Genomic DNA, 24,492 nt, shown 5'->3' with positions numbered 1-24,492 from the left:
GATGAATCGTTGGATAAGAGTAAAGGGCCTGATTGCCTTTGTAATTATTGTTGGTTTGCTGGTTGCAGCTACCCTGATTTTTCGTGATCAATGGATCAAGATGGCGGTTGAAGAAGGGGGGGCTATTGCCCATGGCGCCGAAGTCAATGTGGACTCGGTCACTTCTACCCTGTCCCCCTTCCATGTAAAACTGCATGGAGTACAAATCACCGATCCGGCCAAGCCCACGCATAACAAGCTAACCGCAGAAGTGGTCAGCGCCGATGTGGAGCTAAGGCCGCTATTTAATAAAAAACTCATTGTCGACAAGCTGGTGGCCACCGGCCTTAAGTTTGACCAGCCCCGGGCGCGTCCAGGCAAGGTACTACGTGAGCCAGCGCCCAGCAATTTGCCAGATTTATCCACCTTGTTGCCAGATTTGTCGGCCTTACCCAGCGTTGATGAAATGCTGGCCAGTTCTCCGCTGAAAACCGACAAAGCGGTAGAGCAAGTGAAAAGCGCCTATCAAAAGCATCAAGCCAACTTAAAGCAGCAATATGAAGCACTTCCCAATAAGGAAAGCATCGAGGCTTATAAGGCTAAAATCGAAGAGTTGAAAAATACAGACTTCCAGAACCCTGCCGATCTGGCTAAGGCCAAGGAACGTTTCGACGCCCTCAAAGAAGAGCTGAAACAGGAAAAGGCCAAGATTGTCAGCTTCAAAGAAGCCGTGACCAGTGCCAAGCAGGAACTTGGCGAGGGACTTGCCGAGCTTAAAGCCGCGCCCGGCCAAGACTATGACCTGCTTAAATCTCTGGTGGGCGGCGATGTAGAAAGCATCAAATCTGTCAGCCAGGCCATGTTTGGCCCCAAAATCAACGCCTGGGCCGACCGCTTATTTGCCGCCTATGACATGCTGGCACCGGCCTTAGAAGCCACACAAGAAGAAGTCGTAGAGAATAGCGGCCCGGGTCGCTATATCGAGTTTACCGACACCCAACCACTACCCATGCTGCTGGTGCGTGAAGCCGAGATCTCCCTGTCCTGGCAGGAATATGCCCTCAATAGCCTGTGGCAGAATATCACCACCGAACACGAGCGCATAGGCAAGGCCACCACCTTCGTGCTCGATGCCCCGCAAAATCCGCTTTGGCAGTCCTTAAAGGTGGATGGTGACTTGTGGCTGGCAGAAGATGGCTTTAAAGGCGGACAACGCTGGAACCTCGCAGGGATTAAGTTAGCCGATATGCCGCTGATGAACAGTGAAAAACTCAAAGGTCAGTTGCAGCAGGCCGTTCTGGGCTCAAGCGGACAGCTGAAAATCGCTGCCAATCAGCTGGATGGCCAGGGGCAAATTCAGATGGCCGACTTGAAAATTCTGGCAGAGGGACAGAACAAGCTAACCCGCATTCTGGCCGACTCTTTGAATCAGCTCACCAGTTTGAATCTGAAAACCGGTATAGGCGGTAGTCTGGAAGCGCCAGATTTCTCTATTCGCTCAGATCTGGACAAGCAGTTAGGCGGGGCCTTATTGGCCGGATTAGGTGGCGAAGCCAAGGGCAAGCTGGATGAACTTAAGAGCCGTTTGAACGACAAAATCTCCGGCACCTTAGGAGAGCAGAATGCCAATTTGGAGCAATGGCTTAAATGGGATGAGCTGGCCGCCGGTAACCTTGGCAGTGTTGAAGACATGCTCAATGCCCAGCTTAAAGGCGCCATAGACAAAGAAAAAGACAAGCTTAAAGATAAGCTCAAAGGCAAGTTATTCGGCAACTGATGCCCGTTTTTGCCGACCTGGAGCAGTACCGTCAACTGGCTCACATGAGCCAGTTGTGCGGTTATCAGATTGCAACGTGGCAATCAGGCAATGACCATAAACCCACGCTGCTGCTGTTGCATGGGTTTCCCAGCGCATCCTGGGATTGGCATGACATCTGGCAACCCCTGTCCGAACATTTTCAGTTGCTGGCCCTGGATTTCCTCGGCTTTGGCCTCTCCGACAAACCCCACCCGCATCGCTACAGTCTGCTGGCGCAGGCAGATATTGTTGACGCCTTGCTAAAAAGCAAAAACATCGAAGATTGTCATGTGCTTGCCCACGACTACGGGGTATCAGTGGCACAGGAACTCTTGCTCAGACAGCAGCAGGGGCGGCTTGAATGTCGCCTCGACAGCATCACCTTTTTGAACGGCGGTCTGTTTGCCGAAGCACATCGACCACTTTTCACACAGACATTATTAAGAGGGGCGCTTGGCCCGCTGGTGGCCAAACTGTTGTCAAAGTCCAACTTGCGCAAAGGCTTCAACAAAATCTTTGCCAAGGCTACGCCGCCTGCATCAACCGATATTGATGCTATCTGGGCGCTACTTAACGAGAATAAGGGAAAAAGAGTGGTCCCGGCTTTGCTGGGTTACCTGAATGAGCGTTTCCAATATCGAGATCTATGGGTTGAAGCCATGCAGCAATGCCACACCCCCTTGGCCTTTATTAACGGACGGGAAGATCCTATTTCGGGAGAACATATGCGTGAGCGCTTTGTTGAACTCCTCCCCGGGCATAAAACGATTTCCTTAGCCACTGGCCACTACCCTCAGCTTGAAGCCCCTCAGCAAATGGTCGACGCGTTTTTAAAGTTAATAAAACCATTTACATCCGGGCCCCGTACGCGTTAAAACAGGCGCCCAATAATAACAGCAGGTGAGGATGACGTGACCGCAGCGATTTTGGCAATACTGGTAGGTCTGGGATTGTTGGTTTGGAGTGCAGATAAATTTGTCGAGGGTGCTTCTGCCACCGCTCGCCATTTGGGCATGCCGGCACTGCTGATTGGTATTGTGATCATCGGTTTTGGCACCTCTGCCCCTGAAATGGTGGTTTCCGCATTGGCCGCCTCCGACGGCAATCCAGGGCTGGCGCTGGGCAATGCGTATGGTTCCAATATCACCAATATTGCCCTTATTTTGGGCATGACAGCAGTGTTGGCACCTATTGCTGTGCAATCACAGATTATCCGCAAGGAATTCCCGATTCTATTAGGGGTTACCCTGCTGGCAGGGTGGCAGTTAATGGATGGCAATCTTGGCCGATTGGATGCATTGGTGTTAATTGGATTGCTGGTACTGCTGATGGGTTGGTCCATCGTTCAAGGTATACGCCAACGCTCAGACCATTTAAGTGCCGATGTAGATGCTGAACTCGCCAGCCATCCTCTGCCATTCAACAAAGCCATATTCTGGTTGTTGCTGGGATTGTTGGTGTTGGTTCTCAGTTCCCGCATCTTAGTCTGGGGGGCGGTTACCATTGCCCAGGATCTGGGGGTAAGCGACTTGGTTATCGGTCTGACCATCGTCGCTATCGGCACCTCTTTGCCGGAGCTGGCCTCATCCATTATGGCAGCCAAAAAAGGCGAACATGATCTTGCTCTGGGTAATGTGCTTGGTTCCAACCTCTTCAATACCCTGGCGGTGGTGGGGATTGCGGCCGGCATCCATCCCCTCGATGTTGCCCCGGAAGTATTGAGCCGAGATTGGATGGTGATGCTCGGACTCACTGTCATGCTGCTGGTAATGGGCATTGGTTTCAAAGGCCCCAGACGCATTAACCGCCTGGAAGGAGGGTTATTGCTTATGGCCTATATTGGTTACACCGGTTATCTGGGCTATCAAATCATCGGCGAATAAGGACACTCCATGTTCAAACTCTTCACCTTCGACAATGGCGCCATTCTGGAAATGGACAGTGATGGCTTGGGTCTGGAGCAGGCCATGGTCGATGCCCATTGGCTGGATGCCCAGGAGCCTGAAGAGGAGGAGCGGCTTCTGCTGCAACGATTCAGCCGCGTGGATCTGCCCGAGTTGGACGAGATGGAGGAAATCGAAGCCTCGGCCCGCTATTTCGTGGATCAGGCCGGCATCCATGTACACTCTCTGTTTCTCACCCAAAGTGAGGGTCGGCACCTGACCAGCTCGGTAGCCTGCATTTTGCAGCCCAACCGACTGATAACCATCCGTGACTGCGAGCTGGCAGACTTTCGCCTACTGCGTATGCGGGCGCGCAGAGGTCAGGTAGAAAGCAACAGCGCCGCTGAGCTACTGGTCACCTTGCTGGAACAGAAAGTCGAGAATCTGGCCGACAATTTGGAAGATATCCACCGGCGCCTGGAAAAAACCAGTTTTCTGGTGCTGGAAGAGGAAGGGTCAGATCTTGAAGAGGCTATTGCCCAGCTCGCTAAGTCAGAAGACAGCAACGGTAAAATCCGTCTGTGTTTGATGGACACCCAACGGGCTATCTCCTTTTTGTTGCGGCACCTGCGCGAGGCGCCGGAGTTGCAGGAATCCTGTCGCGAAATCATGCGCGACATTGAAACCCTGATGTCACACACCACGTTTTTGTTCGACAAAATCAACTTCTTGATGGACTCCACACAGGGCTTTATCAACATAGAGCAAAACCAGATCATCAAAATTTTCTCTATCGCCGCGGTAGTCTTCCTGCCGCCTACCCTGGTGGCCAGTATCTATGGTATGAATTTCGCCCACATGCCCGAATTACAATGGCTGCTTGGCTATCCCTGGGCTTTGGGATTAATGGTGTTATCGGGCGTGACACCCTACCTGTTTTTTAAGTACAAAGGCTGGCTCTAGCTTTTCCCTAATGCTTTCATAGACTTAAACTTCAGACCGCCAGGCTCACTGATCTGAGCAGTTCTTCATTAGCTTATTCCTATACTGACTGTGCAGTTAATGAGCAGTCCTGCGAATATTCTAAAAACAACAAGGATTGAAGAATGAAAAAACCTCGTCTTTTATTGCATCCCTTTCCCTACTTGCTCTTGGCGTATCAGTCCATGTTAGTGCAGAAAGCTATCTGATTATTGGCAAAAACGGTGGTCTACCAAACGATATAGCCCAACAGATCAGTGATGCCGGTGGCACCATGAAAGCCAACTACCCTTTTGGGTTGGCGGTAGCTGAATCGAATTCTGCACAGTTCAGTAAGAAAATTCGTGGCGTGCAAGCCGTGGTGGCTGATGTAGGCTTCGACACCGCAAACCCTGTCTACAACCACGTAGAGGTTGAAGCCGGTTTTCCGCCTAACAGTGGTGACGACGATTTCTTCTTTGACCGCCAGTGGGGACATAACTTTGTTGGCGCACAACAAGCATGGGCCGCCGGCGTGCGCGGTCAAGGCGTTCGCGTAGCGGTCCTGGATGGCGGTTTTGATATTGATCACCCCGATCTCGCCCCTAACCTCAATCTGGCGCTGAGCGCCGATTTTACTGGTGAAGGTTTGCAGTACACTCTGCCCGACACTTTCAGCCACGGCTCTCACGTTGCGGGTACTATTTTGGCGGCTGACAACGGTTTTGGCGTTATCGGCGTAGCCCCTGAAGCCGAATTGGTCGCCGTCAAAGTATTGGGTGACGCCGGTAGCGGCAGTTTCGCCAATGTGATTGCCGGTATTTACCATGCAGCGATGGTCGATGCCGATGTAATCAATATGAGCCTGGGCGCTATGGTGCCACGCTCTGAAGAAAGTATTACCCAGTTAGCCAATGCAGTCAGAAAAGCGGTGGCTTTTACCGAGAAACAAGGCACCACGGTAATCTACTCGGCCGGAAACGATGGGCAAAATCAGGATGGTGACGGCAATATCGTGCGCTTTATGGATACCGCGGAAAAAGGCATTCCAATCAGCGCCCTGACAACCCTGAATTGGGCTGGCAATCCTGAAAATGCCACTCTGGTTCCGGCTTCCTACACCAACTATGGTACCAGTGGTGTCGATTTTGGTGCGCCAGGTGGCAGCGCAGACTATCCGGGAAATGAGATTTGCACCGTTAATGGCAGAACCCTTCCATGCTGGGTCTTCGACCTAGTATTCAGCGTTGGTAATAACGGTTGGTACTGGAGCGCAGGCACCAGTATGGCTTCTCCCCATGCAGCTGGCGTGGCAGCCCTAATCATCAGTGAAAACGGCGGTGATATGGACCCGGCGCATGTGAAGCGGGAAATGCGTAAGCGCGCTATCGATATGGGCAAACCTGGTAAAGACGATTACTACGGTCATGGTGTTGCCCACAGCGGTTACTAATCGCCCATCATTGGTCAGCTTGAAATAACTCCTGGGCCGCTTTGCCGGCCCTTTTCTTTGTGCTTCTGATAAAAGCATTGCGGCAATTCCTGCAGGCGGCATAATAAAGGGCATTCGTAACCAAACCGGTATATTTGCATGAGATGGATTAGCCTGGTGCTGCTGACGCTGCTGTGCCTGCTGCAATATCGTCTCTGGTTTGGTAAACACAGTATTCCGGATTATTGGCAAATGAAGCATGAAGTGGAACTTCAACGCGAGCAAAATGCCAACCTGACTCAGCGCAACAGTCTGCTTAAAGCCGATATAGAAGACCTGAAAATTGGTCTGGAGGCTATCGAAGAACGGGCCCGAAACGAATTAGGCCTGATTAAAGACGGCGAAACCTTTTATCGTATTCTCCCTTCTCAATGACCGCCATGCAGATGTCCTGTTTTACTGTCATCGTGCCCGCGGCGGGCGTTGGGAAACGCATGGGCGCTGGTAAACCCAAACAATATTTGGCACTGGCAGGTAAAACCCTGCTGGAGCATACCCTGGAAAACCTGATAAGCCACCCGCGTATTGAACGCATTGTACTGGCGTTGCACCCGCAAGACCCCTACTTCGACGAACTTCCGGTTGCGGATGCGCCCTGGATCACAAGGGTACAAGGCGGCAAGGAGCGCGCCGACTCAGTGCTCGCTGGTTTGCAAGCCCTTTCAGATCAGGACTGGGTGCTGGTGCATGACGCGGCAAGACCCTGTCTTTCTCATGGGGATCTGGACAAGTTGCTGTTGCTGAGTGAAGGGGCTGTCGGTGGCATTTTAGCCACCCCGGTGCGCGACACCATGAAACGTGCTGATGCCTATCGGATGGTGGCCAGAACCGAAGACCGCAGCAATCTGTGGCATGCGCTGACCCCTCAGTTTTTCCCAGCTAAAGCCTTAACAGACGCACTACAAAATGCATTAACCCAAGGGGTGAATATCACCGATGAAGCCTCCGCGATGGAATGGGCCAACCATCCGGTGCATTTGGTTGAGGGCTGTTCCAGTAATATCAAAGTGACGCGGCCGGAAGATCTGGCCTTAGCCGAGTTTTATCTTAAGCAAAAATTCAGGGAGGCATCATGAAAATTCGTATAGGTCATGGTTTCGACGTGCATCGCTTTGGCGGTCCGGGTCCGATTTATATCGGTGGTGTCGAAATTGACTATGTGCAAGGCCTGCTTGCCCATTCAGACGGCGATGTGGCCTTGCATGCCATCTGTGATGCCTTGCTGGGCGCTCTGGCCATGGGCGATATCGGCAAACACTTCCCTGATACGGATGAAGCCTATGCCAATGCGGATAGCCGAGTGTTATTGCGGCATGTGTTCTCACTGGTGAGAGAAAAAGGCTATCGACTGGGTAACCTGGATGTCACCGTTGTGGCCGAGTCGCCGCGCATGGCGCCGCATATAGACGCGATGCGAGAAAAGATTGCTCAAGATCTGGATGCCAAAATGGATCAGGTCAACGTTAAGGCCACCACCACCGAGAAGCTCGGCTTTACCGGTCGCAAGGAAGGCATTGGATGCCATGCCGTGGTATTACTTGAGGCAGTCCGTTGAACACAGAGCATTGGCACTATGTACAAGGCCGTCCGCTTAGCACGGGCCGCCTGAAGGCACAAAACACTGACTTTATTGTACGCGAACGGCTGGGTTTTGAGCCCAGCGGTGATGGCGAGCATGTGTTTTTATGGATCCGCAAAGACGGTGCCAATACTGCTTGGGTAGCGGAGCAACTGGCGCGTTTTGCCAAGGTACATCCACGTCAGGTGAGTTTTTCCGGGCGCAAAGACAAGTTTGCCATCACCGAACAGTGGATCGGGGTGCATCTGCCGGGCAAATCTGAACCAGACTGGCAACAGGCCAGTATCGAAGGCGTGCAAATCCTTAAAGCGGTGCGTCACAACAAAAAGTTGCGCACCGGTATTCACAAAGCCAATGACTTCGAGTTAGTGATAAGGGATATCAGCGATCCTCAGGATGTAGAAAAGCGCATTGCGCTACTTAGCCAAGGCGTGCCCAATTATTTTGGTGAACAGCGCTTTGGCCGCAATAACGGTAATTTGCATTTGGGCCAACGGATGTTGGACGGCGAGCAAATCCGTGACAGGCAAAAGCGCAGCATGGCTATTTCGGCCCTGCGCGCCTGGTTGTTTAACGAAACAATCAGTGAACGAATTACCGCCGGCCATTTCCATCGTCCCTTGCAAGGCGATATTATGATCCTGGCTGGCACCCATAGTTTTTTTTGCGCCACCGAAGTTGATGAAGATATCGAAAAACGTTTACAGCAACGAGATATTGTATTATCGGCCCCATTGTGGGGCGAGGGCGAACTGCCCAATCAGGGACTGGCGAAGGACTTTGAACAACGTATCGCCAAGCGTAATCAGAAACTGGCAGATGGCTTAGCGGCGCTGGGATTGAAGCAAGAACGGCGGGCACTTGCACTTTACCCGGAAAATCTTGAATGGCGTTTTGAAGATAACCATCTGCATATTCGCTTTACGCTGCCAGCCGGCGCATTTGCGACCGCCGTTGTCCGCGAATTGCTACAAGTGCCCCAGGAAAACCAGATGAACAACGCCGCAACAGAGAATAAGGCCTAAAGCCATGAGAATTTTGCTCAGTAATGACGATGGTGTGCATGCAGAGGGTTTGGCCAGTCTTCATCAAGCTTTGGCTACCGAGCACGACGTCGTTGTGATAGCACCTGACAGAAACTGCAGCGGATCGAGCAACTCCTTGTCGCTGCAGCAACCTTTGCGCATTTCACAGATGAAAAGCGGCTTTTACGCCGTCAGTGGCACCCCCTCCGATTGCGTGCATTTGGGCATAAACAGCTTTATGCAGGAAGATCCACAGCTAGTCGTATCCGGCATCAACCATGGCGCAAACCTGGGTGACGATGTGATTTACTCTGGCACTGTCGCGGCCGCTACCGAAGGGCGGTATATGGGTTTACCGGCCATCGCTGTTTCTTTGTGCAATTACCATGGTGGACATTTCGATACCGCCGCCAAGGTAGTACTGGATATTATTCGCCACCTGGGTCAGCACCCTTTGCCGGCTGACCAGATATTAAACATCAATGTCCCCGACCTTCCCTATGACCAGCTCAAAGGCCTGCAAGTTACCCGTCAGGGACGTCGCCACCGAGCCGAATCCATGGTCAGAAGCCAGGATCCCTGGGGGCGGGAAATTTATTGGTATGGCAAAGTGGGACAAGAACAGGATGCAGGGCCCGGCACGGATTTTCATGCCATTGCCAACGGCTACTGCTCTGTCACTCCACTTAGCGTGGATATGACTGCTTACCAAAGTCTTGAAGGTATGCAGACCTGGATTGAAAAACTCTGAACGACTACAACAAGAATTCGACTGAATGAGCCAATTAAGCAGACCCATTTCGCGTAAAGGCGAGAGCCTGGCGAAACTCCTTCACAAGGAAGGGATCAGAAATACCCAGGTGCTCAATGCCCTGGCCGCCACGCCAAGGGAAATGTTCCTGCCTGATGCCCTGAAGCATCAAGCCTATCAGAATACGGCCTTGCCTATCGGGTTGGGACAAACCATTTCTCAGCCCTACATTGTTGCCAGAATGACCGAGCTATTGCTGGACGCACCAAATCAAGCACAGTCGGTGCTTGAGATTGGCACCGGCTCCGGCTATCAAACCGCTATACTGGCGCAGTTATTTGGCAAGGTATACAGCGTTGAGCGTATTAAATCCCTGCAATACCAGGCTAAACGCCGCATGCAGGCGCTGGACCTGCATAACGTCAGCATGAAGCATGGCGATGGTTGGCAAGGTTGGGCCAGCAAGGGCCCCTTCGATGCCATTATCGTTACCGCAGCGGCCAGCCATATGCCGCAGATGCTCTTAGAGCAACTGAATGAAGGTGGCCGTCTGATCATTCCCGTGGGAGACGCTAATCAAGAGCTTCTCTGTGTCACCAAAGAGGGCGACCAATACCAACAGAAAGTCGTGGAAGCGGTTCGCTTTGTCCCCTTAGTCCCTGGAGCCATCATTTGAGAATTTTCCAATACTGTTATGACAGAGCCATGCTATGGGCCAGGCACAAACATGCCCAGTACTATCTTGGCGGCATGAGCTTTGCTGAGTCGGTATTTTTTCCAGTGCCACCGGATGTGATGCTGGCCCCTATGGCCTTAGCCAAGCCTGACCGGGCCTGGCACTATGCTTTATTGACCACGCTATGCTCGGTCTTAGGCGGTATTGCCGGCTTTTTGTTAGGCTTGCTCGCCTTCGAATCCATGCTGCAACCCATTATTGAAAACATGGGGTATCAGGCCAAGCTGGAACAAGCCATCAGTTGGTTCGAACATTATGGTGTCTGGGTGGTGTTTGTAGCCGGTTTTTCCCCTATTCCCTATAAAGTCTTTACCATCAGCGCCGGCGTTCTGCAGATGGCGTTTTTGCCATTTCTACTGGCTTCTGCCATTGGCCGTGGCATGCGCTTTTTCCTGGTGGCCGCGTTAATGCGCTGGGGGGGCGCGAGGATGGAAGCCAAAATGCGGGAATACGTTGAAATTTTGGGCTGGGGAACGGTGATCCTCGCCATTGCTGCATACCTGATATTGAGGTAAAGCACCCATGTTGCGGCGGGAAAGAAAGCTCGTCCTGATGATTACGCCACTGGTATTGGCCAGCTGTAGTAGTCCCAATGCGCCCGCCCCCGTGGTTGAATTAAGCAACCCGAAGTCTTTTAAGCAATTTCGCCAGCAAGGCGGCCATGCCACCTATACGGTCAAGAAAGGCGATACACTCTTCTCTATCGCCTGGTATGCCGGTAAAGACTACCAGGAAGTGGCCCGTATTAATGGTATAAAAGCCCCCTATCGCATCTACCCAGGCCAGCAAATTCAGCTCGGCTCAGCCTCTAAAAAGAACACAAAATCCTCTTCAAAAGACACTGGTCAGACCTCAAAAACAAAAGCAAATCAGCCAGTTGACCCACCCACTAAGCAGGCGTATGGTAATTCTAAGCTGGTTAAAAAAACCACATCAGAAAATGCCAGTGTGGTGATGCCGGCAGACGTCGATACATGGATCTGGCCTGCCAAAGGCAAAATAGTTGGTCGGTTCTCATTGGCGGAAGAAGGAAACAAAGGGATCGACATTGCCAATGCCCGTGGGACGCCCATTTTGGCGTCAGCGGCTGGTAAAGTTGTTTACACAGGTAGTGCGCTTCGTGGATTTGGCCAACTGGTTATTATCAAACACAGCGACGATTACCTCAGTGCCTATGCCCACAATGATAAAATTCTGGTTAAAGAGCAGGATTGGGTGAAAGGCGGACAACAGATCGCTTTGATGGGAGATAGTGACGCCAAGCAGGTGATGCTGCATTTCGAAGTGCGCTATCAGGGGAAGTCTGTCGATCCGCAGCGCTTTCTCCCAAAAATATAACAATAAACAATAACATAGAGAGAGAAAACTACAGAGAATTTAAACCTTACAACATGTTGGAGATGCAGTCATGGGTCAAGAGAAAGCCACAGTCGCGGAAAACGACCTGAATGATGACTTGGATGATGTTATCGAATCTGAATTGGAAGAAGAAGATGCCGAAGTCGACCCCATGGAGGAAATCCTGGCTAACCGGGACGACCTGCACAAGAATCTTGATGCCACTCAGCTTTACCTTGGCGAGATCGGCTTTTCCCCCTTATTAACCGCTGAAGAAGAAGTTTATTTCGCTCGTCGCGCCCTGAAAGGTTGCGAAGCTTCACGAAAACGCATGATCGTCAGTAACCTTCGTCTGGTGGTGAAAATTGCACGCCGCTATAACAACCGTGGTCTGGCGTTATTGGACTTAATCGAAGAAGGTAATTTGGGTCTCATCCGTGCGGTCGAAAAATTCGATCCGGAACGGGGCTTCAGATTTTCAACCTACGCCACATGGTGGATCCGACAAACTATCGAGCGGGCCATTATGAATCAAACCCGCACTATCCGCCTGCCCATCCATGTGGTCAAGGAGCTCAATGTTTATCTGCGCGCGGCCAGAGAGTTGGCGCAAAAATTAGATCATGAGCCCACTGCGGAGGAAATTGCCAAGGCCTTGGATAAACCGGTCGAAGACGTGACCAAGATGCTGCGTCTTAATGAGCGCATCAGCTCGGTAGATACGCCCATTGGCAACGACAATGATAAAGCCCTGTTGGATATCATCGCCGATGAAAAGGGCAATGGTCCTGAAGATGAGCTGCAAGACAAAGATATGCGCAGTAGCATTATCCATTGGCTCAACGAGCTTAATGCCAAGCAAAGAGAAGTGCTGGCCAGACGTTTTGGACTGATGGGCTACGAGCCCTCTACCCTTGAAGATGTTGGTGCTGAAATTGGTCTCACCCGTGAGCGAGTCAGACAGATTCAGGTAGAAGCCTTACGTCGTCTTCGCGATATGCTGGGCCATCAGGGACTTAATCTGGAATCTCTGTTTAGTAGAGAGCAGCTCTAGTCGCAACCCGTCTGTCATCTAGTACAAAGGCCCGCTATTTGCGGGCCTTTTTTATGGGATTTGGTATTAGCGCTCTGAAGATGATTGCTCGGCCAGGCATTGAGCCAAAGCGGCTTTCCAGGGAAGCACCTCTTCGGCAAACTTATCCAACCAATGCTTAGCCGCCACATGCTGGTCCTGCCCCTCAACCGCCACCATTGAAGAGGCTTCAGCTATCATCTCGGTGCTGAAATCCATGGCTTTTAATAAGGCCACCACGCAAGGGTGGTGACCTTGTAGACCTGGCCAGGCCACCTTTTTCAACCAACCCTGCTTGGGATTGCCGCAATCACGCACAAAATCAGGGCTAATCCCCCATCTTGGCTCAATATCGCATTGCGGGTGATACGCTGGAAATTCGACAAATCGTCCGGGGATGTACTTATCTGTCCAATTTGGCGTCCAATTCAGCATCAGAATCGGCTTCTTATGCTGCTGTGCCTGATTAAGTGCCCGCCATAGCTCGGCTTCGCTGGCTACCCTTACCAGAGTAAATTCAAGGTCGAGGGCACGGATAAGGTTGGCATCATCATATTCCCAGGGACCGTTGATATAGATCCCCTTGTGGCTGCCATTAGTAAAGATAGCGGCACAACTCTTTAGGGCCTGCCAATCCGGTAAACCCGGGCATTGTTCTTCTACATAAAGGGGATACCACCATTCCTCCCGAGTGGTACTTTGATGATTGCCAAGATCAACGACATGTCCCTTTTCCAGCATGCTATTGAATATGCCTTCCATGGACGACTGCCACACCTCCACCTGAAAGTGCACAACGCCTCGTTGCATGGCACCCCATTGATCGGAGGCACTGATCTCCTTGTACTCCACTGCCATGCCGTGCTCTTCAAGTATTGTCCCGACCGCTTTGGACAATACCCGCTGGCTACTCCAGAAGTTAAGGGGAATGACCACTTCGCTGTCATCTGCAAAAGCAGGACGTGGCAGATAGAGGATTGCTAGTATTAGTAATATTGAATACTTCAGCAGGTACATCGGATCAGCTTGCAAGGGGCGTATTTAGCAGTATAGCCAGTACTGAATCTGATGCGGTGCAACAGAGGAAATATTCCTAAACACAATGTCATGCGCTGGCAGTTACCAGTCAGAGCATGTAAATTGATGAAAAACAAACATATTGGGACGACCATGGGACTTAGGCTTTTACTATCTGCACGGTGTTTACTGGTGCTTGTCAGCTTCGCTACCCAAGCAACTCCCGTCGCGGATGAAGTGAAGGCCACCGAACAGGCCTTTGCAGACAGCATGGCGAATCGTGATTTTCCTGCCTTTGAGGCTTTCCTTTCTGAAGAGGCAATATTCTTTTCCGGAAATGGCGTATTGCGCGGCAAACAGGCTGTTGCCGAGCACTGGAAACGCTTCTTTGAAGAGGCAGAAGCACCTTTCTCCTGGCAGCCAATACAAGTCGAAGTACTTAACTCCGGTGAATTGGCTCACAGCAGTGGCCCGGTCTTTAATAGCAAAGGCGAGGAATTTGCTCAGTTCAACTCGATCTGGCGCAAAGAGAAAGATGGCCAGTGGCGGATTGTCTTCGATAAAGGTCAGGCAGCCTGTAAAACAGCCCCTTCCGAGTAATAGCGGGCACTTGCTTCATTCACTTGGGTCCAGATAGACTGGAGAACTTCATTTTGAGTCAGCATGCCCCTTTGACCCGCAGCGTCAGTGCCAGTCACTCTCAGGAAATCTCCTGCCATGAATGTGGCTTGGTAGTCAATCTGCCTCGTCTTGGCCACAAACAAAAAGCCGTGTGTCCGCGCTGCGGCAGCCTGCTGACCCTTTATCATCAGCAGGCCATTGATAAAATTCTGGCTTTTTCCTTATCAGGCCTTTTCTTTCTGGTGGCTTCCCTGCCCTTTGACTTTATGGTGTTTGGGGTGCGCGGACAGGTCCAGCACATGAGCATACCCATGAGCATCAGTCTGTTGGCAGAGCAAGGCTATGTGATGTTGGCGGGGATCCAACTGGCGGCCATCTACATTATCCCCTTGGTTATCCTCTGCAGCCTGATCTATCTCAGTTTTTTCTTGCGCCAGGAACACTACCCCCCGCGCGGTGCCTGGGTTAAGAAACTGATATTCGCCTTACTGCCCTGGAGCATGGCCGAGATTTTTATGATGGGTGCTCTGATCAGCTTGATCAAAGTGGGAGATATGGCGGATATCGAACTGGGCATGTCTTTTTATGCCTATGTCATGTTTACCTTGTCTCTGATTGGCGCTTTTCTCTATCTTGATGACCATCAGCTAAGTGCCCAACTACGCCGTTTGGGCGAATTGCAGTGGCATCAATTAAGAACTGAACGAGCTCCTGCCAAACAAACTATTCAGCGCACCTGGGCTCTGCTGTTAGCCTCTACCATTCTCTACGTCCCGGCCAACCTTTTCCCGATCATGTATACAAGGTTGCTGGGACAGGAAACAGCCAACACCATTTTGGGAGGTGTGATCAGTTTATGGCAGGGAGGCTCCTATCCTATTGCCATTATCATCTTCGTTGCCAGTGTTTTGGTGCCCGTGGGCAAACTTGTGGCCATGGCCTGGCTGAACTACAGCATTCAGACCAAAAGCCCCTTTGTGCGCAAGTGGCGCACACAAATATTCAGAGTGACCGATTTCGTCGGGCGCTGGTCAATGATTGACGTATTCGTGGTGGCTATCTTAGTCAGCCTGATCCAACTGGGAAATAGCATGGCCGTTTACCCTGGGCCAGCTGCCGTCTCCTTTTCCATCGTGGTCATTCTGACCATGTTGGCCGCCAACAGCTTTGATGCAAGACTCATCTGGGAAATTGATAATGACAACAGATAATACGCCGAGCCCTTCTGAAGAGACTCTGTCTGAAGAGACACGGTCCGAAGGGACTCAGCCTGAAGCGGCACCATCCGATACACCCCGCGCTAAGGGACGCGTTACCACAGAAGCCCGTATCGAAACGGCTTCATCCTGGTCAAAAGTGTGGCTGATCCCTTTGGTTGCCCTTGGGGTTGGCCTGTGGATGATTTATCTGGAGCTCAGCCAGCAGGGTCCGCTCGTCACCATAGAGTTTCACTCCGCTGAAGGCCTGGAAGCAGGCAAGACCAAACTTAAAGCCCGCAATGTGGATATCGGTTTGGTCAAAACCATTACCCTAGCCCCTGGTTCTGAGGGCGTCTTAGTGAAGGCCAGGATGACGGCAGAAGCCGCCCCTCTGTTAACCGAAGATGCTGCAATTTGGGTGGTCACGCCGAAAATCAGCTTAAGTGGCGTCACCGGGCTGTCCACACTGTTTTCCGGTGCCTATATTGAGGTCTCTCCCGGGAAAAGCAATCATACCGCCACCAAGTTTAGAGGCTTAGATGAGCCGCCCTTAACCCCCATGGGGGCCCCCGGCTTACATCTGACATTAGGCAGCAATGATGAGTTTGCTTTCTCAGAGGGGGATCCCATCATTTATAAAGGTCTGACTGTCGGCAAATTCGAGAACGTTTATTTCAATTATCAAGAACGCCAGGTGTATTACAACGCCTTTATCGAAGCCCCTTATCATCAGCTGATTACAGAGAATACCCGTTTCTGGAATGCCAGTGGTATTAAGGTGGAACTGGGCACTGAAGGACTGAGCATGCAAACCGGGAATCTGCAGACTTTGCTGACTAATGGCGTCACCTTCGGCGTGCCAGAGGGATTGCCCTTAGGCAAACAGATAACAGATCGTGTGTTCTTTCATATCCACCATGATCAGGAAGCCGCACTGGCCATGGATTATGACAAAGAGCAAAGCTTTATGCTGATGATGAGTGAATCGGTACGAGGCTTAGTGGCCGGTGCTCCCGTGGAATACCGGGGACTGGTGGTTGGTCGGGTAATTGCCATCAATCCAAAAACCGACAAACCGCAAGAACTGATGAATGCGGAATACCGTATTCCAGTGTTGATTTCGATTAAACCCGGTCTGGTAGGCCTGACCGATGACGAGCAGGGATTGAAAAAGCTTGGCCAGCAAATAGATAGCTGGATCCATTTGGGGCTCAAAGCCAGGTTGGAAACCGGCAACTTACTGACCGGCAGACAGTTTGTGGACTTGCAACATTATCCTGAACTGGCGGTTGATGAGTTGACCCAATATCAGGGACTCAGGGTGATCCCGGCCATCTCCGGAGAAATATCACAACTTGCCCAGAAAGTAGACGCCCTGTTAGATAAGTTGCATGCCTTCCCTCTGGAGGCACTGGCCTCTGATACCAGAGACATGCTGCAAACTGCTGACACAACGCTCTTAGGCATACAAAAAACCTTATCCGGGGTAGATAGCCTATTGGCGAATGTTAGTAACGAAGGTTTGATCAGCCAGATAAATCAAACCTTGGTCAGTATCGAAGAGCTCAGTCGTTCATTTAAAGGTGGTTCCTCCAGTCATGAAGAGCTTCGTCGGGCCATTCGACAATTTGAAGAAACCATGGGCCAGTTACAGCCGCTGCTGCAACAGTTAAACAGTCAGCCTAACAGCTTAATTTTCAGTGAAGGGGAAGCAGGTGAACCACAACCTAAAGCCGCGCTGCGCAAAGGGGGTCGCAATGAATAAAACCATGATGCTGAGCTTACTGCTGGCAATAGCCGGTTGTGCCAGCGAGCCGGTTGCGCTGCACTATTACTTGCTTGATCAGGGCACCGAAACTGTGCCTTCCCCAAAAGCGCAAACCAAGCCCATTGTATTAGAGCTGCCATTGCTGCCTGGTTACCTGCAGCAAGATGGCTTGGTCATGGAAGTGGCTCCCCATGAACTCAGAGTCTCCCGACAACATCTTTGGGCGCAGAATCCGTCTGAAGGCATTGAAGCAGCGCTGCGCCGGGAACTAAACCACAATTTGAGTAAGTACCAAGTGGTAGCAGCCCATGCACCAACGGCAGAGCAAGCAAAATTGCGCCTGCGGGTTGAAGTGGTGCATTTCCTTATTGGCCATGACGGCAAAGTACATCTTGAGGCCAACTATTGGCTGACCGGCAGCGATGGTAACAATGTGGACAGCGGCAAAGGTCTTTATAGCTTGCCTCTGCAGGAAGATGGCTATCGTCATGCCGTCGCACAAATGCGTGCCTTGGTTAGCCAACTGGGTAATCAGATAGCCCAGAAAATTGAGTCTCGCTGAACCACTGGGCTTGCCTTGGGCGTATAATGCTTAAGGGAGGTAAAGATGTCAGACAGAGAAGATACCGAAAGCCTGTTTCTGGAAGCCATGCAAGATGTGAGGCCTCTTAAGCAGGATGAAAAAGTAGTCCTCCAAGGGGATTTTGCACCGACCTTGGCGCAGCAACTTAAACGCCAAGCGTTAGAGCGTCACTTGCTGGAAGACGGCAATTACCTGAGTATAGAAAAAGTCGATCCTGTGGATCCTGAAGATTTCCTGGTGTTCAAGAAAGATGGGGTTCAGGAAGGTGTATTTAAGAAATTGCGACTCGGGCAATACCAGATCGATGAGGTACTACATTTGCAGGCTATGGGGCCGGAAATGGCCCGAAACCAGCTGTTTGACACTATTGTGTCTGCCTATAAACGTGGCTTGAGAGTACTATTGATTCAGCATGGCATTGGCAAGCACAGCAAACCTTTTCCAGCACTGATAAAAAGTTACGTAAACCAGTGGTTGCGTCAAATACCGGAGATTCTGGCTTTTCACACGGCGCAAAAATACCATGGCGGCTTGGGCGCCACCTATGTGTTACTGCGTAAGAACCCGCAACAGAAATTGGCTAACCGTGAAATGCACCGAAAGCGTTAACGCTGAAGCTGGCTTGTTGGCTCGTTGATTTGACTGGCATCAGCTCTGGCCCCAAAAAACGCGGTCAGCATCATGACGATCACGGCGAACAAAACGCCGGCCAAGCCAAATCCTTTCGAAGAGCGGTTCATAAACTGTCTCTGTTATTATTTTTGTGTCTACAAATCCCTGCTCTGCTGCGTTCCATTCGATGACCACCTCTGGGGATGCTTGTCTTGAATCTTCTGCGTTAACAGAGATAAACAGTCGCATCTAATGGCAAACACTTCCCTATGCCAATCGAAACCACATGGAACTGTACAAAGTCTAATCATAGACCCTTTATTTAACAACAGCTTAAGCAAAGAAAATGAAAAAAATCGGTAAAAAGTAGTAGAAATATGCAAAAACGCCGGTAAATGACCGGCGTTTTTGCGTAACCCGCGCCCCGAGGGACACCAGCATTTGTCGAAAATCAACTTATCCTACAAATACCCGGGCATTTCTGAACATCCGCATCCATGGACCATCTTCCTGCCACTCATCCGGACGCCAGGAGTTGGCTACTGTCCTGAACACCCGCTCCGGATGGGGCATCATAATGGTAGCGCGGCCATCCTTGCTGGTGAGACCGGTGATCCCCAACGGCGAACCATTGGGGTTAGCAGGATACTGTTCGGTCACCTGGCCATAATTGTCCACAAAGCGCATAGCCATGGCAGAGGCCTGTGCCGCCTGCAAGACTTCAGCACTGCTAAACTCAGCACGCCCTTCGCCGTGAGAAACGGCAACCGGAATACGTGAGCCCGCCATGCCCTGCAACAGCACGGATTTGGATTCCATGACTTCCACCAGGGAGAAGCGCGCTTCGAAGCGCTCACTCTTGTTGGTGACGAAGTGCGGCCACATCTCTGCACCTGGGATCAAACTTTTCAGATTGGACATCATCTGACAGCCGTTACACACACCTAAGGAGAAGGTGTTGTCACGGTGGAAGAAACTCTCAAACTGGGCTCGTGCCTTATCGTTGAAAAGGATGGACTTAGCCCAACCTTCCCCGGCACCCAGCACGTCACCGTAAGAGAAACCACCACATGCCACCAGTCCCTGGAAGTCTTCTAAACTCACCCGGCCAGACAGCACATCACTCATATGCACGTCGATAGCGCTAAACCCTGCACGACTGAATGCCGCCGCCATCTCAACGTGAGAGTTCACCCCCTGCTCACGCAAGATTGCCACTTTGGGTCTGATGCCTTTAACAATAAGGGGCGCCGCTACATCTTGCTGAGGATCAAAGCTGAGTTTGGCGTGTAAGCCCGGATTGGCTGCATCGGATTTGATCTGCAGCTCTTGCTTAACGCACTCTGGGTTGTCACGCATGGACTGGATCTTGTGCGTAACCTGAGCCCACAGCAAACGGTAATGAGTACGGCTGTTTTCCAGCACTGTCTCACCCGCCATCGAGAAACGCAGATTGTCGGCCGATACAGGCTCGCCAATCACATGGCTATTGGTTGCCAAACCATGCTGTTCAAGAGTGGTCAATACCTTGTTCAGTTGCTCGCTAGCTACTTGGATCACCGCGCCTAACTCCTCGTTGAAGAGGATAGATAGCGCATCCTGACCCAAGCCATCTAATTGGATATCCACACCACAATTGCCGGCAAAAGCCATTTCAGACAAGGTGGTAAACAGGCCACCATCAGAGCGGTCGTGGTAAGCCCACAGCAAGCCCTGACGATTCAATGCCTGAATGGCATTGAAGAAACCACTCAGCAGCTCCGGCTTATCCAGATCCGCAGGTTTGTCACCCAGTTGCTGATAGACCTGTGCCAAACAGGACGCGCCTAAACGGTTTTGTTTAGCGCCTAAATCGATAAGCACTAATTTGGAGTCACCTTTTTCCAGGCGTAGCTGCGGTGTCATTGTCTTACGTACATCTTCGACCCTGGCAAAGGCAGAGATCACCAATGACAGCGGTGCCGTCACCGACTTATCTTCGCCCTGGTCCTGCCAGCGGGTTTTCATGGACATAGAGTCCTTACCCACAGGAATGGTCAGCCCCAGTGCCGGGCAAAGCTCTTCGCCCACGGCCTTAACCGCCTCATACAAACCGGCGTCCTCACCGGGATGACCGGCAGCGGCCATCCAGTTAGCCGACAATTTCACCCGTTTCAGCTCGCCGATATCGGCAGCAGCAATGTTGGTAATGGCTTCGGCCACTGCCATACGGGCAGAGGCGCCGAAATCCAACAGCGCAGTCGGGGTACGCTCGCCCATGGCCATGGCTTCACCATGGTAACTGTCATAAGCTGCTGCGGTTACCGCCACATCGGCCACGGGCACCTGCCAGGGGCCGACCATTTGATCGCGGCTAACCAAACCGGTTACCGAGCGATCGCCAATGGTAATAAGGAAGGTCTTCTCTGCCACGGTGGGCAGCTGCAAAATGCGCTCGGCCGCTTCACTGACGGAAATACCCAAGGTATTCAGGGCCTTACCTTGCACCTTGGCACTTTTAACATCGCGGTGCATCTTTGGCGGCTTGCCCAGCAACACATCCAACGGTAAGTCCACAGGCTTATTGTCGAAATGCTTGTCGCTTAAGGTCAGGTGACGCTCTTCGGTGGCTTCACCCACCACCGCAAAAGGTGCCCGCTCGCGCTCGCAAATGGCGGCAAAGGTATCCAGATCTTCACTGGCTACCGCCAATACATAGCGTTCCTGGGATTCGTTACACCAGATTTGCAAGGGTGACATGCCCGGCTCGTCGTTCGGTACATTGCGCAATTCGAAACGACCGCCACGCTCAGCATCGTTGACCAACTCAGGGAAAGCGTTAGACAAACCGCCAGCGCCCACATCGTGGATAAACTGAATGGGGTTGTTGTCGCCCAACTGCCAGCACTTATCAATAACTTCCTGACAGCGACGTTCGATTTCAGGGTTATCGCGCTGCACCGAGGCAAAATCCAGCTCCTGGTTTGACTGCCCGGATGCCATGGACGATGCAGCGCCGCCTCCTAAACCTATATTCATGGCGGGGCCACCGAGTACGATAAGCTTGGCACCGACCGGGATCTCGTTCTTCTGAATATGCTGGCTACGGATATTGCCCAGGCCACCAGCGAGCATAATGGGCTTGTGGTAGCCACGCACTTCGAGGCCGTTGTGGCTCTCCACCTGCTGTTCGAAACTGCGGAAGTAGCCAAGGATATTAGGACGGCCAAATTCATTATTAAAAGCCGCTGCGCCCAGTGGCCCCTCGATCATAATATCCAGAGCAGTAACGATATGCTCAGGCTTACCGTACTGATTTTCCCAGGGTTGCTCGAAACCAGGAATACGCAAGTTGGAGACCGAAAAACCTGCCAACCCGGCTTTAGGCTTGGAGCCGCGGCCGGTGGCGCCTTCATCACGAATTTCGCCACCAGAGCCGGTTGCCGCCCCCGGGAAAGGCGAAATCGCCGTAGGATGGTTGTGGGTTTCCACCTTCATCAGAATATCGATGTTTTCCTGATGGTATTGATATTCACGCTGCTCCCCTACCGGGAAGAAACGACCGGCCACAGAGCCTTCCATCACGGCGGCGTTATCTTTGTAAGCAGAATGCACATAGTCAGGGCAATGCTCGAAGGTATTTTTAATCATCTTAAACAGCGACTTGGGCTGCTTTTGACCGTCGATAGTCCAATCAGCGTTGAAGATCTTGTGACGGCAATGCTCGGAATTGGCCTGCGCGAACATATAGAGTTCGACATCGTTAGGGTTGCGGCCTAAGCGGGTGAAATTATCAAACAGGTAATCGATTTCATCTTCAGCCAGGGCCAGGCCCATCTTCACGTTAGCCTGCTCTAAGGCAGCTCGCCCCTTACCGAGAATATCCACGCTGTTCATCGGGCTTGGGGAGGCTTTGGCAAACAACTGATCGGCCTGCTGAAGCTCGCTAAGCACCGCTTCGGTCATACGATCATGCAACAATGCCGCGACAGCTTGGCGCTGACTTTCATCCACACCCTGCACATAGTAAGCAATGCCGCGCTCGAGGCGTTGCACTTTACCTAAACCACAGTTTCTGGCGATATCGGTGGCTTTAGATGACCAGGGCGAAATCGTACCGGGCCTTGGCACGACCAACACCATCATCCCGGCACCCTCGTGTTCCTGCACCTTAGGGCCATAGACCAACAAACTCTTGAGTACTTGCAGCTCGCTATCTTGCAAATCCGCCTGTAAATGGGCGAAGTGCATAAACTCTGCATACAGGCCGGTAACGGGCAGATCCTGCGCGCGCAAACGGTCCAATAACTTCTGAATCTTAAAATCTGACAGGGCAGGGGCACCACGAAGAACTAGCATAGGCTTCTTTTTACCTGAGTTGGGGAAACAGGGACTGCCTGACAGGGACTGTGACAGCTGCTGTTCCCAGGTTATCTGTGCAGCGGCGCATTATAGTGGAAAATGCGGTCGCTGATAAGGTAAAACACAAGTCCAATTCAACGCTTTGTGTTTGCTAAAACCAGGCTGAGCGGACTGGCTTAACCAAGCATTTTTGTTCACAATGGCAATTCAACCTAACACACTTGTAGCATTGATGTTTTTGTACCTGGCACAATCACTTACACAAAGATGGCGCGCTCTGCTGATGGGGCTTATGTTATCTATGTTGTGGGCCTGTGACAGTGCTCCGAAGCAACCCAAACTGCAACAAGTGCTGGATGCCGGCGTTCTTAAGGTGGGTACCTTGTATGGCCCGACAACTTACTACACCGGTCCTGGCGGTCCCGAGGGCTTTGAATACGAGTTAGTGAAAGGCTTTGCAGAACACCTCGGCGTACAGTTGGAAGTGCTGCCTTATTTCAGCCTCAACGAAGCATTTTCTCACCTGGAAAATCAGAATCTTGATCTGCTGGCCGCCGGTTTAACCGTCACCCCCGAGCGGGAAGCCCGCTACCGCTTTGGCCCAGCTTATCAGTTGGTCAGTCAAAAACTGGTTTACAAACAAGGACATGTCCGCCCCCGGGATATTGAAAACATAGACGGCGAGCTAATGGTTGTGTCTGACAGCAGCCACGCGGCGACCCTGCGCACCTTGAAAGGGGAATATGCCGACCTCAGATGGCAAGAAACCAAAGACATGGACATGGAAGAATTGATGGAGGCGGTGCTGGATGAACAATACGACTACACCGTAGCCGATTCTAACATTCTGGCCGTGATGCAGCGCCGCTATCCGGAACTAGCGGTGGGATTCACCTTACATGAAGAACAAAGAGTGGCCTGGGCCATGAATGCCAATGCCGATGACTCACTGATGGCCGCCATGCTCGATTACTTTGGCACCCTGTATGTAGATGGCAAGCTGGCTGCCCTGGAAGACAAATATTACGGTCATGTTCGACAGTTTAACTATGTGGCTACCCGTTTGTTTATGCGTGCCGTGGATGACGTGCTGCCCACCTATCGCCCCTGGTTTGAGCAATATGCTGGCGAGCTCGACTGGCGCCTACTGGCAGCCATGGCTTATCAGGAAAGCCTGTGGGATCCCATGGCCAAATCGGCCACCGGCGTACGCGGTTTAATGATGTTGACCCTGGCCACCGCGCAGGATTTGGGTGTCACATCGAGATTGGATCCGCAGCAGAGCATCAGTGGTGGCGCCCGCTATCTGCAGGATCTGATTCGCCGTATTCCCGATCGCATTACCTACCCCGATCGCATTTATTTTGCTTTGGCTGCCTATAACATCGGCATGGGGCACCTGGAGGATGCGCGGGTGCTAACCCAAAGGCAAGGTGGCAATCCGGATTTGTGGGTTGATGTGAAACAGCGCCTGCCACTGCTACGCCAGAAAAAGCATTACCGCACGACAAAGTATGGCTACGCCCGCGGCGATGAAGCCGCAGCTTATGTTGCCAATATTCGCCGCTATTATGACACTCTGGTATGGTTGGACGAGCAGAAAAATAAGCCAGCTCCCGCGCAGGTCCCTGAAGACCTGGCAGCTGAGGAAATCTCAGACGATAGCATAAACGAGACTCCCCCGGCTGAGACAGACAGCTCACAGTAGCCCTACTCTGGCTTAATCAACCACCGAATG

23 protein-coding genes are annotated in these 24,492 nt (G+C 51.7%); 20 read left to right on the top strand and 3 right to left on the bottom strand.

Annotation, left to right across the window (positions count from 1 at the left end):
* Position 1 precedes the first annotated feature (1 nt).
* The 14 genes from P2G88_RS12050 to rpoS all read left to right on the top strand — a co-directional run bounded on the left by P2G88_RS12050 (position 2) and on the right by rpoS (position 12,595).
* On the top strand, positions 2-1,756 hold the full coding sequence (locus P2G88_RS12050) for a TIGR03545 family protein (protein WP_275796267.1): 1,755 nt from the start codon (positions 2-4) through the stop codon (positions 1,754-1,756).
* Complete coding sequence (locus P2G88_RS12045; protein ID WP_275796265.1) at positions 1,756-2,652, top strand: alpha/beta hydrolase; 897 nt, start codon at positions 1,756-1,758, stop codon at positions 2,650-2,652. Before P2G88_RS12050 ends, P2G88_RS12045 begins: the two co-directional genes overlap by 1 nt.
* A gap of 36 nt (positions 2,653-2,688) precedes the next feature.
* Complete coding sequence (locus tag P2G88_RS12040) at positions 2,689-3,660, top strand: calcium/sodium antiporter (protein WP_275796263.1); 972 nt, start codon at positions 2,689-2,691, stop codon at positions 3,658-3,660.
* A gap of 9 nt (positions 3,661-3,669) precedes the next feature.
* Entirely contained in the window at positions 3,670-4,623 is a 954-nt protein-coding gene (gene corA, locus P2G88_RS12035; protein ID WP_345798884.1) for a magnesium/cobalt transporter CorA, read from the top strand.
* A gap of 136 nt (positions 4,624-4,759) precedes the next feature.
* Positions 4,760-6,073 carry a S8 family serine peptidase gene (locus tag P2G88_RS12030; RefSeq protein WP_275796261.1) on the top strand — a complete coding sequence of 438 codons (1,314 nt, stop codon included), beginning with the start codon at positions 4,760-4,762 and terminating at the stop codon, positions 6,071-6,073.
* A gap of 138 nt (positions 6,074-6,211) precedes the next feature.
* Positions 6,212-6,487 carry a cell division protein FtsB gene (ftsB, locus tag P2G88_RS12025; RefSeq protein WP_275796259.1) on the top strand — a complete coding sequence of 92 codons (276 nt, stop codon included), beginning with the start codon at positions 6,212-6,214 and terminating at the stop codon, positions 6,485-6,487.
* A gap of 5 nt (positions 6,488-6,492) precedes the next feature.
* Positions 6,493-7,188 carry a 2-C-methyl-D-erythritol 4-phosphate cytidylyltransferase gene (ispD, locus tag P2G88_RS12020; RefSeq protein ID WP_275796257.1) on the top strand — a complete coding sequence of 232 codons (696 nt, stop codon included), beginning with the start codon at positions 6,493-6,495 and terminating at the stop codon, positions 7,186-7,188.
* Positions 7,185-7,667: a 2-C-methyl-D-erythritol 2,4-cyclodiphosphate synthase gene (gene ispF, locus P2G88_RS12015; RefSeq protein WP_275796255.1), complete on the top strand. Its 483-nt coding sequence runs from the start codon at positions 7,185-7,187 to the stop codon at positions 7,665-7,667. The genes ispD and ispF overlap by 4 nt, the downstream gene beginning before the upstream one ends.
* A complete protein-coding gene (locus P2G88_RS12010) occupies positions 7,664-8,716 on the top strand; it encodes a tRNA pseudouridine(13) synthase TruD (RefSeq protein ID WP_275796253.1) in 1,053 nt (350 codons plus the stop codon). Before ispF ends, P2G88_RS12010 begins: the two co-directional genes overlap by 4 nt.
* A 4-nt stretch (positions 8,717-8,720) precedes the next feature.
* Entirely contained in the window at positions 8,721-9,467 is a 747-nt protein-coding gene (gene surE / locus P2G88_RS12005) for a 5'/3'-nucleotidase SurE (RefSeq protein ID WP_275796251.1), read from the top strand.
* Between the two features lie 25 nt (positions 9,468-9,492).
* Complete coding sequence (locus tag P2G88_RS12000) at positions 9,493-10,143, top strand: protein-L-isoaspartate(D-aspartate) O-methyltransferase (RefSeq protein ID WP_275796250.1); 651 nt, start codon at positions 9,493-9,495, stop codon at positions 10,141-10,143.
* Entirely contained in the window at positions 10,140-10,718 is a 579-nt protein-coding gene (locus P2G88_RS11995) for a YqaA family protein (protein WP_275796249.1), read from the top strand. Before P2G88_RS12000 ends, P2G88_RS11995 begins: the two co-directional genes overlap by 4 nt.
* A gap of 37 nt (positions 10,719-10,755) precedes the next feature.
* Positions 10,756-11,541: a peptidoglycan DD-metalloendopeptidase family protein gene (locus P2G88_RS11990; protein ID WP_275796248.1), complete on the top strand. Its 786-nt coding sequence runs from the start codon at positions 10,756-10,758 to the stop codon at positions 11,539-11,541.
* Between the two features lie 70 nt (positions 11,542-11,611).
* Positions 11,612-12,595 carry an RNA polymerase sigma factor RpoS gene (gene rpoS / locus P2G88_RS11985; RefSeq protein WP_275796247.1) on the top strand — a complete coding sequence of 328 codons (984 nt, stop codon included), beginning with the start codon at positions 11,612-11,614 and terminating at the stop codon, positions 12,593-12,595.
* A 66-nt stretch (positions 12,596-12,661) separates the two neighbouring features.
* On the opposite strand, the gene P2G88_RS11980 is transcribed toward rpoS, so the two are convergent.
* Positions 12,662-13,630, bottom strand: coding sequence for an ABC transporter substrate-binding protein (locus P2G88_RS11980; protein WP_275796246.1), 969 nt, complete (start codon positions 13,628-13,630; stop codon positions 12,662-12,664).
* 126 nt (positions 13,631-13,756) lie between these two features.
* On the opposite strand from P2G88_RS11980, the gene P2G88_RS11975 reads away from it, so the two are divergent.
* The 5 genes from P2G88_RS11975 to smrA are packed head-to-tail and all read left to right on the top strand — an operon-like array spanning position 13,757 to position 18,410.
* Entirely contained in the window at positions 13,757-14,230 is a 474-nt protein-coding gene (locus tag P2G88_RS11975) for a nuclear transport factor 2 family protein (RefSeq protein ID WP_275796245.1), read from the top strand.
* A 53-nt stretch (positions 14,231-14,283) separates the two neighbouring features.
* A complete protein-coding gene (locus tag P2G88_RS11970; RefSeq protein ID WP_275796244.1) occupies positions 14,284-15,462 on the top strand; it encodes a paraquat-inducible protein A in 1,179 nt (392 codons plus the stop codon).
* Positions 15,449-17,215 (top strand): intermembrane transport protein PqiB, encoded by a 1,767-nt coding sequence (gene pqiB, locus P2G88_RS11965; RefSeq protein WP_275796243.1) that lies wholly within the window; start codon positions 15,449-15,451, stop codon positions 17,213-17,215. The genes P2G88_RS11970 and pqiB overlap by 14 nt, the downstream gene beginning before the upstream one ends.
* Positions 17,208-17,780 (top strand): ABC-type transport auxiliary lipoprotein family protein, encoded by a 573-nt coding sequence (locus P2G88_RS11960; protein ID WP_275796242.1) that lies wholly within the window; start codon positions 17,208-17,210, stop codon positions 17,778-17,780. The genes pqiB and P2G88_RS11960 overlap by 8 nt, the downstream gene beginning before the upstream one ends.
* 45 nt (positions 17,781-17,825) lie before the next feature.
* Positions 17,826-18,410: a DNA endonuclease SmrA gene (gene smrA, locus P2G88_RS11955; RefSeq protein WP_275796240.1), complete on the top strand. Its 585-nt coding sequence runs from the start codon at positions 17,826-17,828 to the stop codon at positions 18,408-18,410.
* Here smrA and P2G88_RS11950 read toward each other — a convergent pair.
* Positions 18,407-18,541 carry a hypothetical protein gene (locus P2G88_RS11950; protein ID WP_275796238.1) on the bottom strand — a complete coding sequence of 45 codons (135 nt, stop codon included), beginning with the start codon at positions 18,539-18,541 and terminating at the stop codon, positions 18,407-18,409. The genes smrA and P2G88_RS11950 overlap by 4 nt on opposite strands.
* Before the next feature lie 328 nt (positions 18,542-18,869).
* Positions 18,870-22,751 carry a phosphoribosylformylglycinamidine synthase gene (gene purL, locus P2G88_RS11945; protein ID WP_275796236.1) on the bottom strand — a complete coding sequence of 1,294 codons (3,882 nt, stop codon included), beginning with the start codon at positions 22,749-22,751 and terminating at the stop codon, positions 18,870-18,872.
* A 295-nt stretch (positions 22,752-23,046) separates the two neighbouring features.
* Between purL and mltF the strand changes: the two genes are divergently transcribed.
* Positions 23,047-24,462 carry a membrane-bound lytic murein transglycosylase MltF gene (mltF, locus tag P2G88_RS11940; RefSeq protein WP_275796234.1) on the top strand — a complete coding sequence of 472 codons (1,416 nt, stop codon included), beginning with the start codon at positions 23,047-23,049 and terminating at the stop codon, positions 24,460-24,462.
* Positions 24,463-24,492: the final 30 nt, after the last annotated feature.

The organism is Aliiglaciecola sp. CAU 1673 (assembly GCF_029223185.1).
Lineage (GTDB): Bacteria > Pseudomonadota > Gammaproteobacteria > Enterobacterales > Alteromonadaceae > Bowmanella.
This window is presented reverse-complemented; position numbering and strand designations above follow the sequence as displayed.

Excerpts from the sequence above, each read along its gene's own strand:
- P2G88_RS12050 (WP_275796267.1), top strand. The coding sequence starts at position 2 with ATGAATCGTTGGATAAGAGTAAAGGGCCTGATTGCCTTTGTAATTATT.
- P2G88_RS12045 (WP_275796265.1), top strand. The coding sequence starts at position 1,756 with ATGCCCGTTTTTGCCGACCTGGAGCAGTACCGTCAACTGGCTCACATG.
- corA (WP_345798884.1), top strand. The coding sequence starts at position 3,670 with ATGTTCAAACTCTTCACCTTCGACAATGGCGCCATTCTGGAAATGGAC.
- ftsB (WP_275796259.1), top strand. The coding sequence starts at position 6,212 with ATGAGATGGATTAGCCTGGTGCTGCTGACGCTGCTGTGCCTGCTGCAA.
- ispD (WP_275796257.1), top strand. The coding sequence starts at position 6,493 with ATGCAGATGTCCTGTTTTACTGTCATCGTGCCCGCGGCGGGCGTTGGG.
- ispF (WP_275796255.1), top strand. The coding sequence starts at position 7,185 with ATGAAAATTCGTATAGGTCATGGTTTCGACGTGCATCGCTTTGGCGGT.
- surE (WP_275796251.1), top strand. The coding sequence starts at position 8,721 with ATGAGAATTTTGCTCAGTAATGACGATGGTGTGCATGCAGAGGGTTTG.
- P2G88_RS12000 (WP_275796250.1), top strand. The coding sequence starts at position 9,493 with ATGAGCCAATTAAGCAGACCCATTTCGCGTAAAGGCGAGAGCCTGGCG.
- P2G88_RS11990 (WP_275796248.1), top strand. The coding sequence starts at position 10,756 with ATGATTACGCCACTGGTATTGGCCAGCTGTAGTAGTCCCAATGCGCCC.
- rpoS (WP_275796247.1), top strand. The coding sequence starts at position 11,612 with ATGGGTCAAGAGAAAGCCACAGTCGCGGAAAACGACCTGAATGATGAC.
- P2G88_RS11980 (WP_275796246.1), bottom strand. The coding sequence starts at position 13,630 with ATGTACCTGCTGAAGTATTCAATATTACTAATACTAGCAATCCTCTAT.
- P2G88_RS11975 (WP_275796245.1), top strand. The coding sequence starts at position 13,757 with ATGAAAAACAAACATATTGGGACGACCATGGGACTTAGGCTTTTACTA.
- pqiB (WP_275796243.1), top strand. The coding sequence starts at position 15,449 with ATGACAACAGATAATACGCCGAGCCCTTCTGAAGAGACTCTGTCTGAA.
- P2G88_RS11960 (WP_275796242.1), top strand. The coding sequence starts at position 17,208 with ATGAATAAAACCATGATGCTGAGCTTACTGCTGGCAATAGCCGGTTGT.
- smrA (WP_275796240.1), top strand. The coding sequence starts at position 17,826 with ATGTCAGACAGAGAAGATACCGAAAGCCTGTTTCTGGAAGCCATGCAA.
- P2G88_RS11950 (WP_275796238.1), bottom strand. The coding sequence starts at position 18,541 with ATGAACCGCTCTTCGAAAGGATTTGGCTTGGCCGGCGTTTTGTTCGCC.
- purL (WP_275796236.1), bottom strand. The coding sequence starts at position 22,751 with ATGCTAGTTCTTCGTGGTGCCCCTGCCCTGTCAGATTTTAAGATTCAG.
- mltF (WP_275796234.1), top strand. The coding sequence starts at position 23,047 with ATGTTATCTATGTTGTGGGCCTGTGACAGTGCTCCGAAGCAACCCAAA.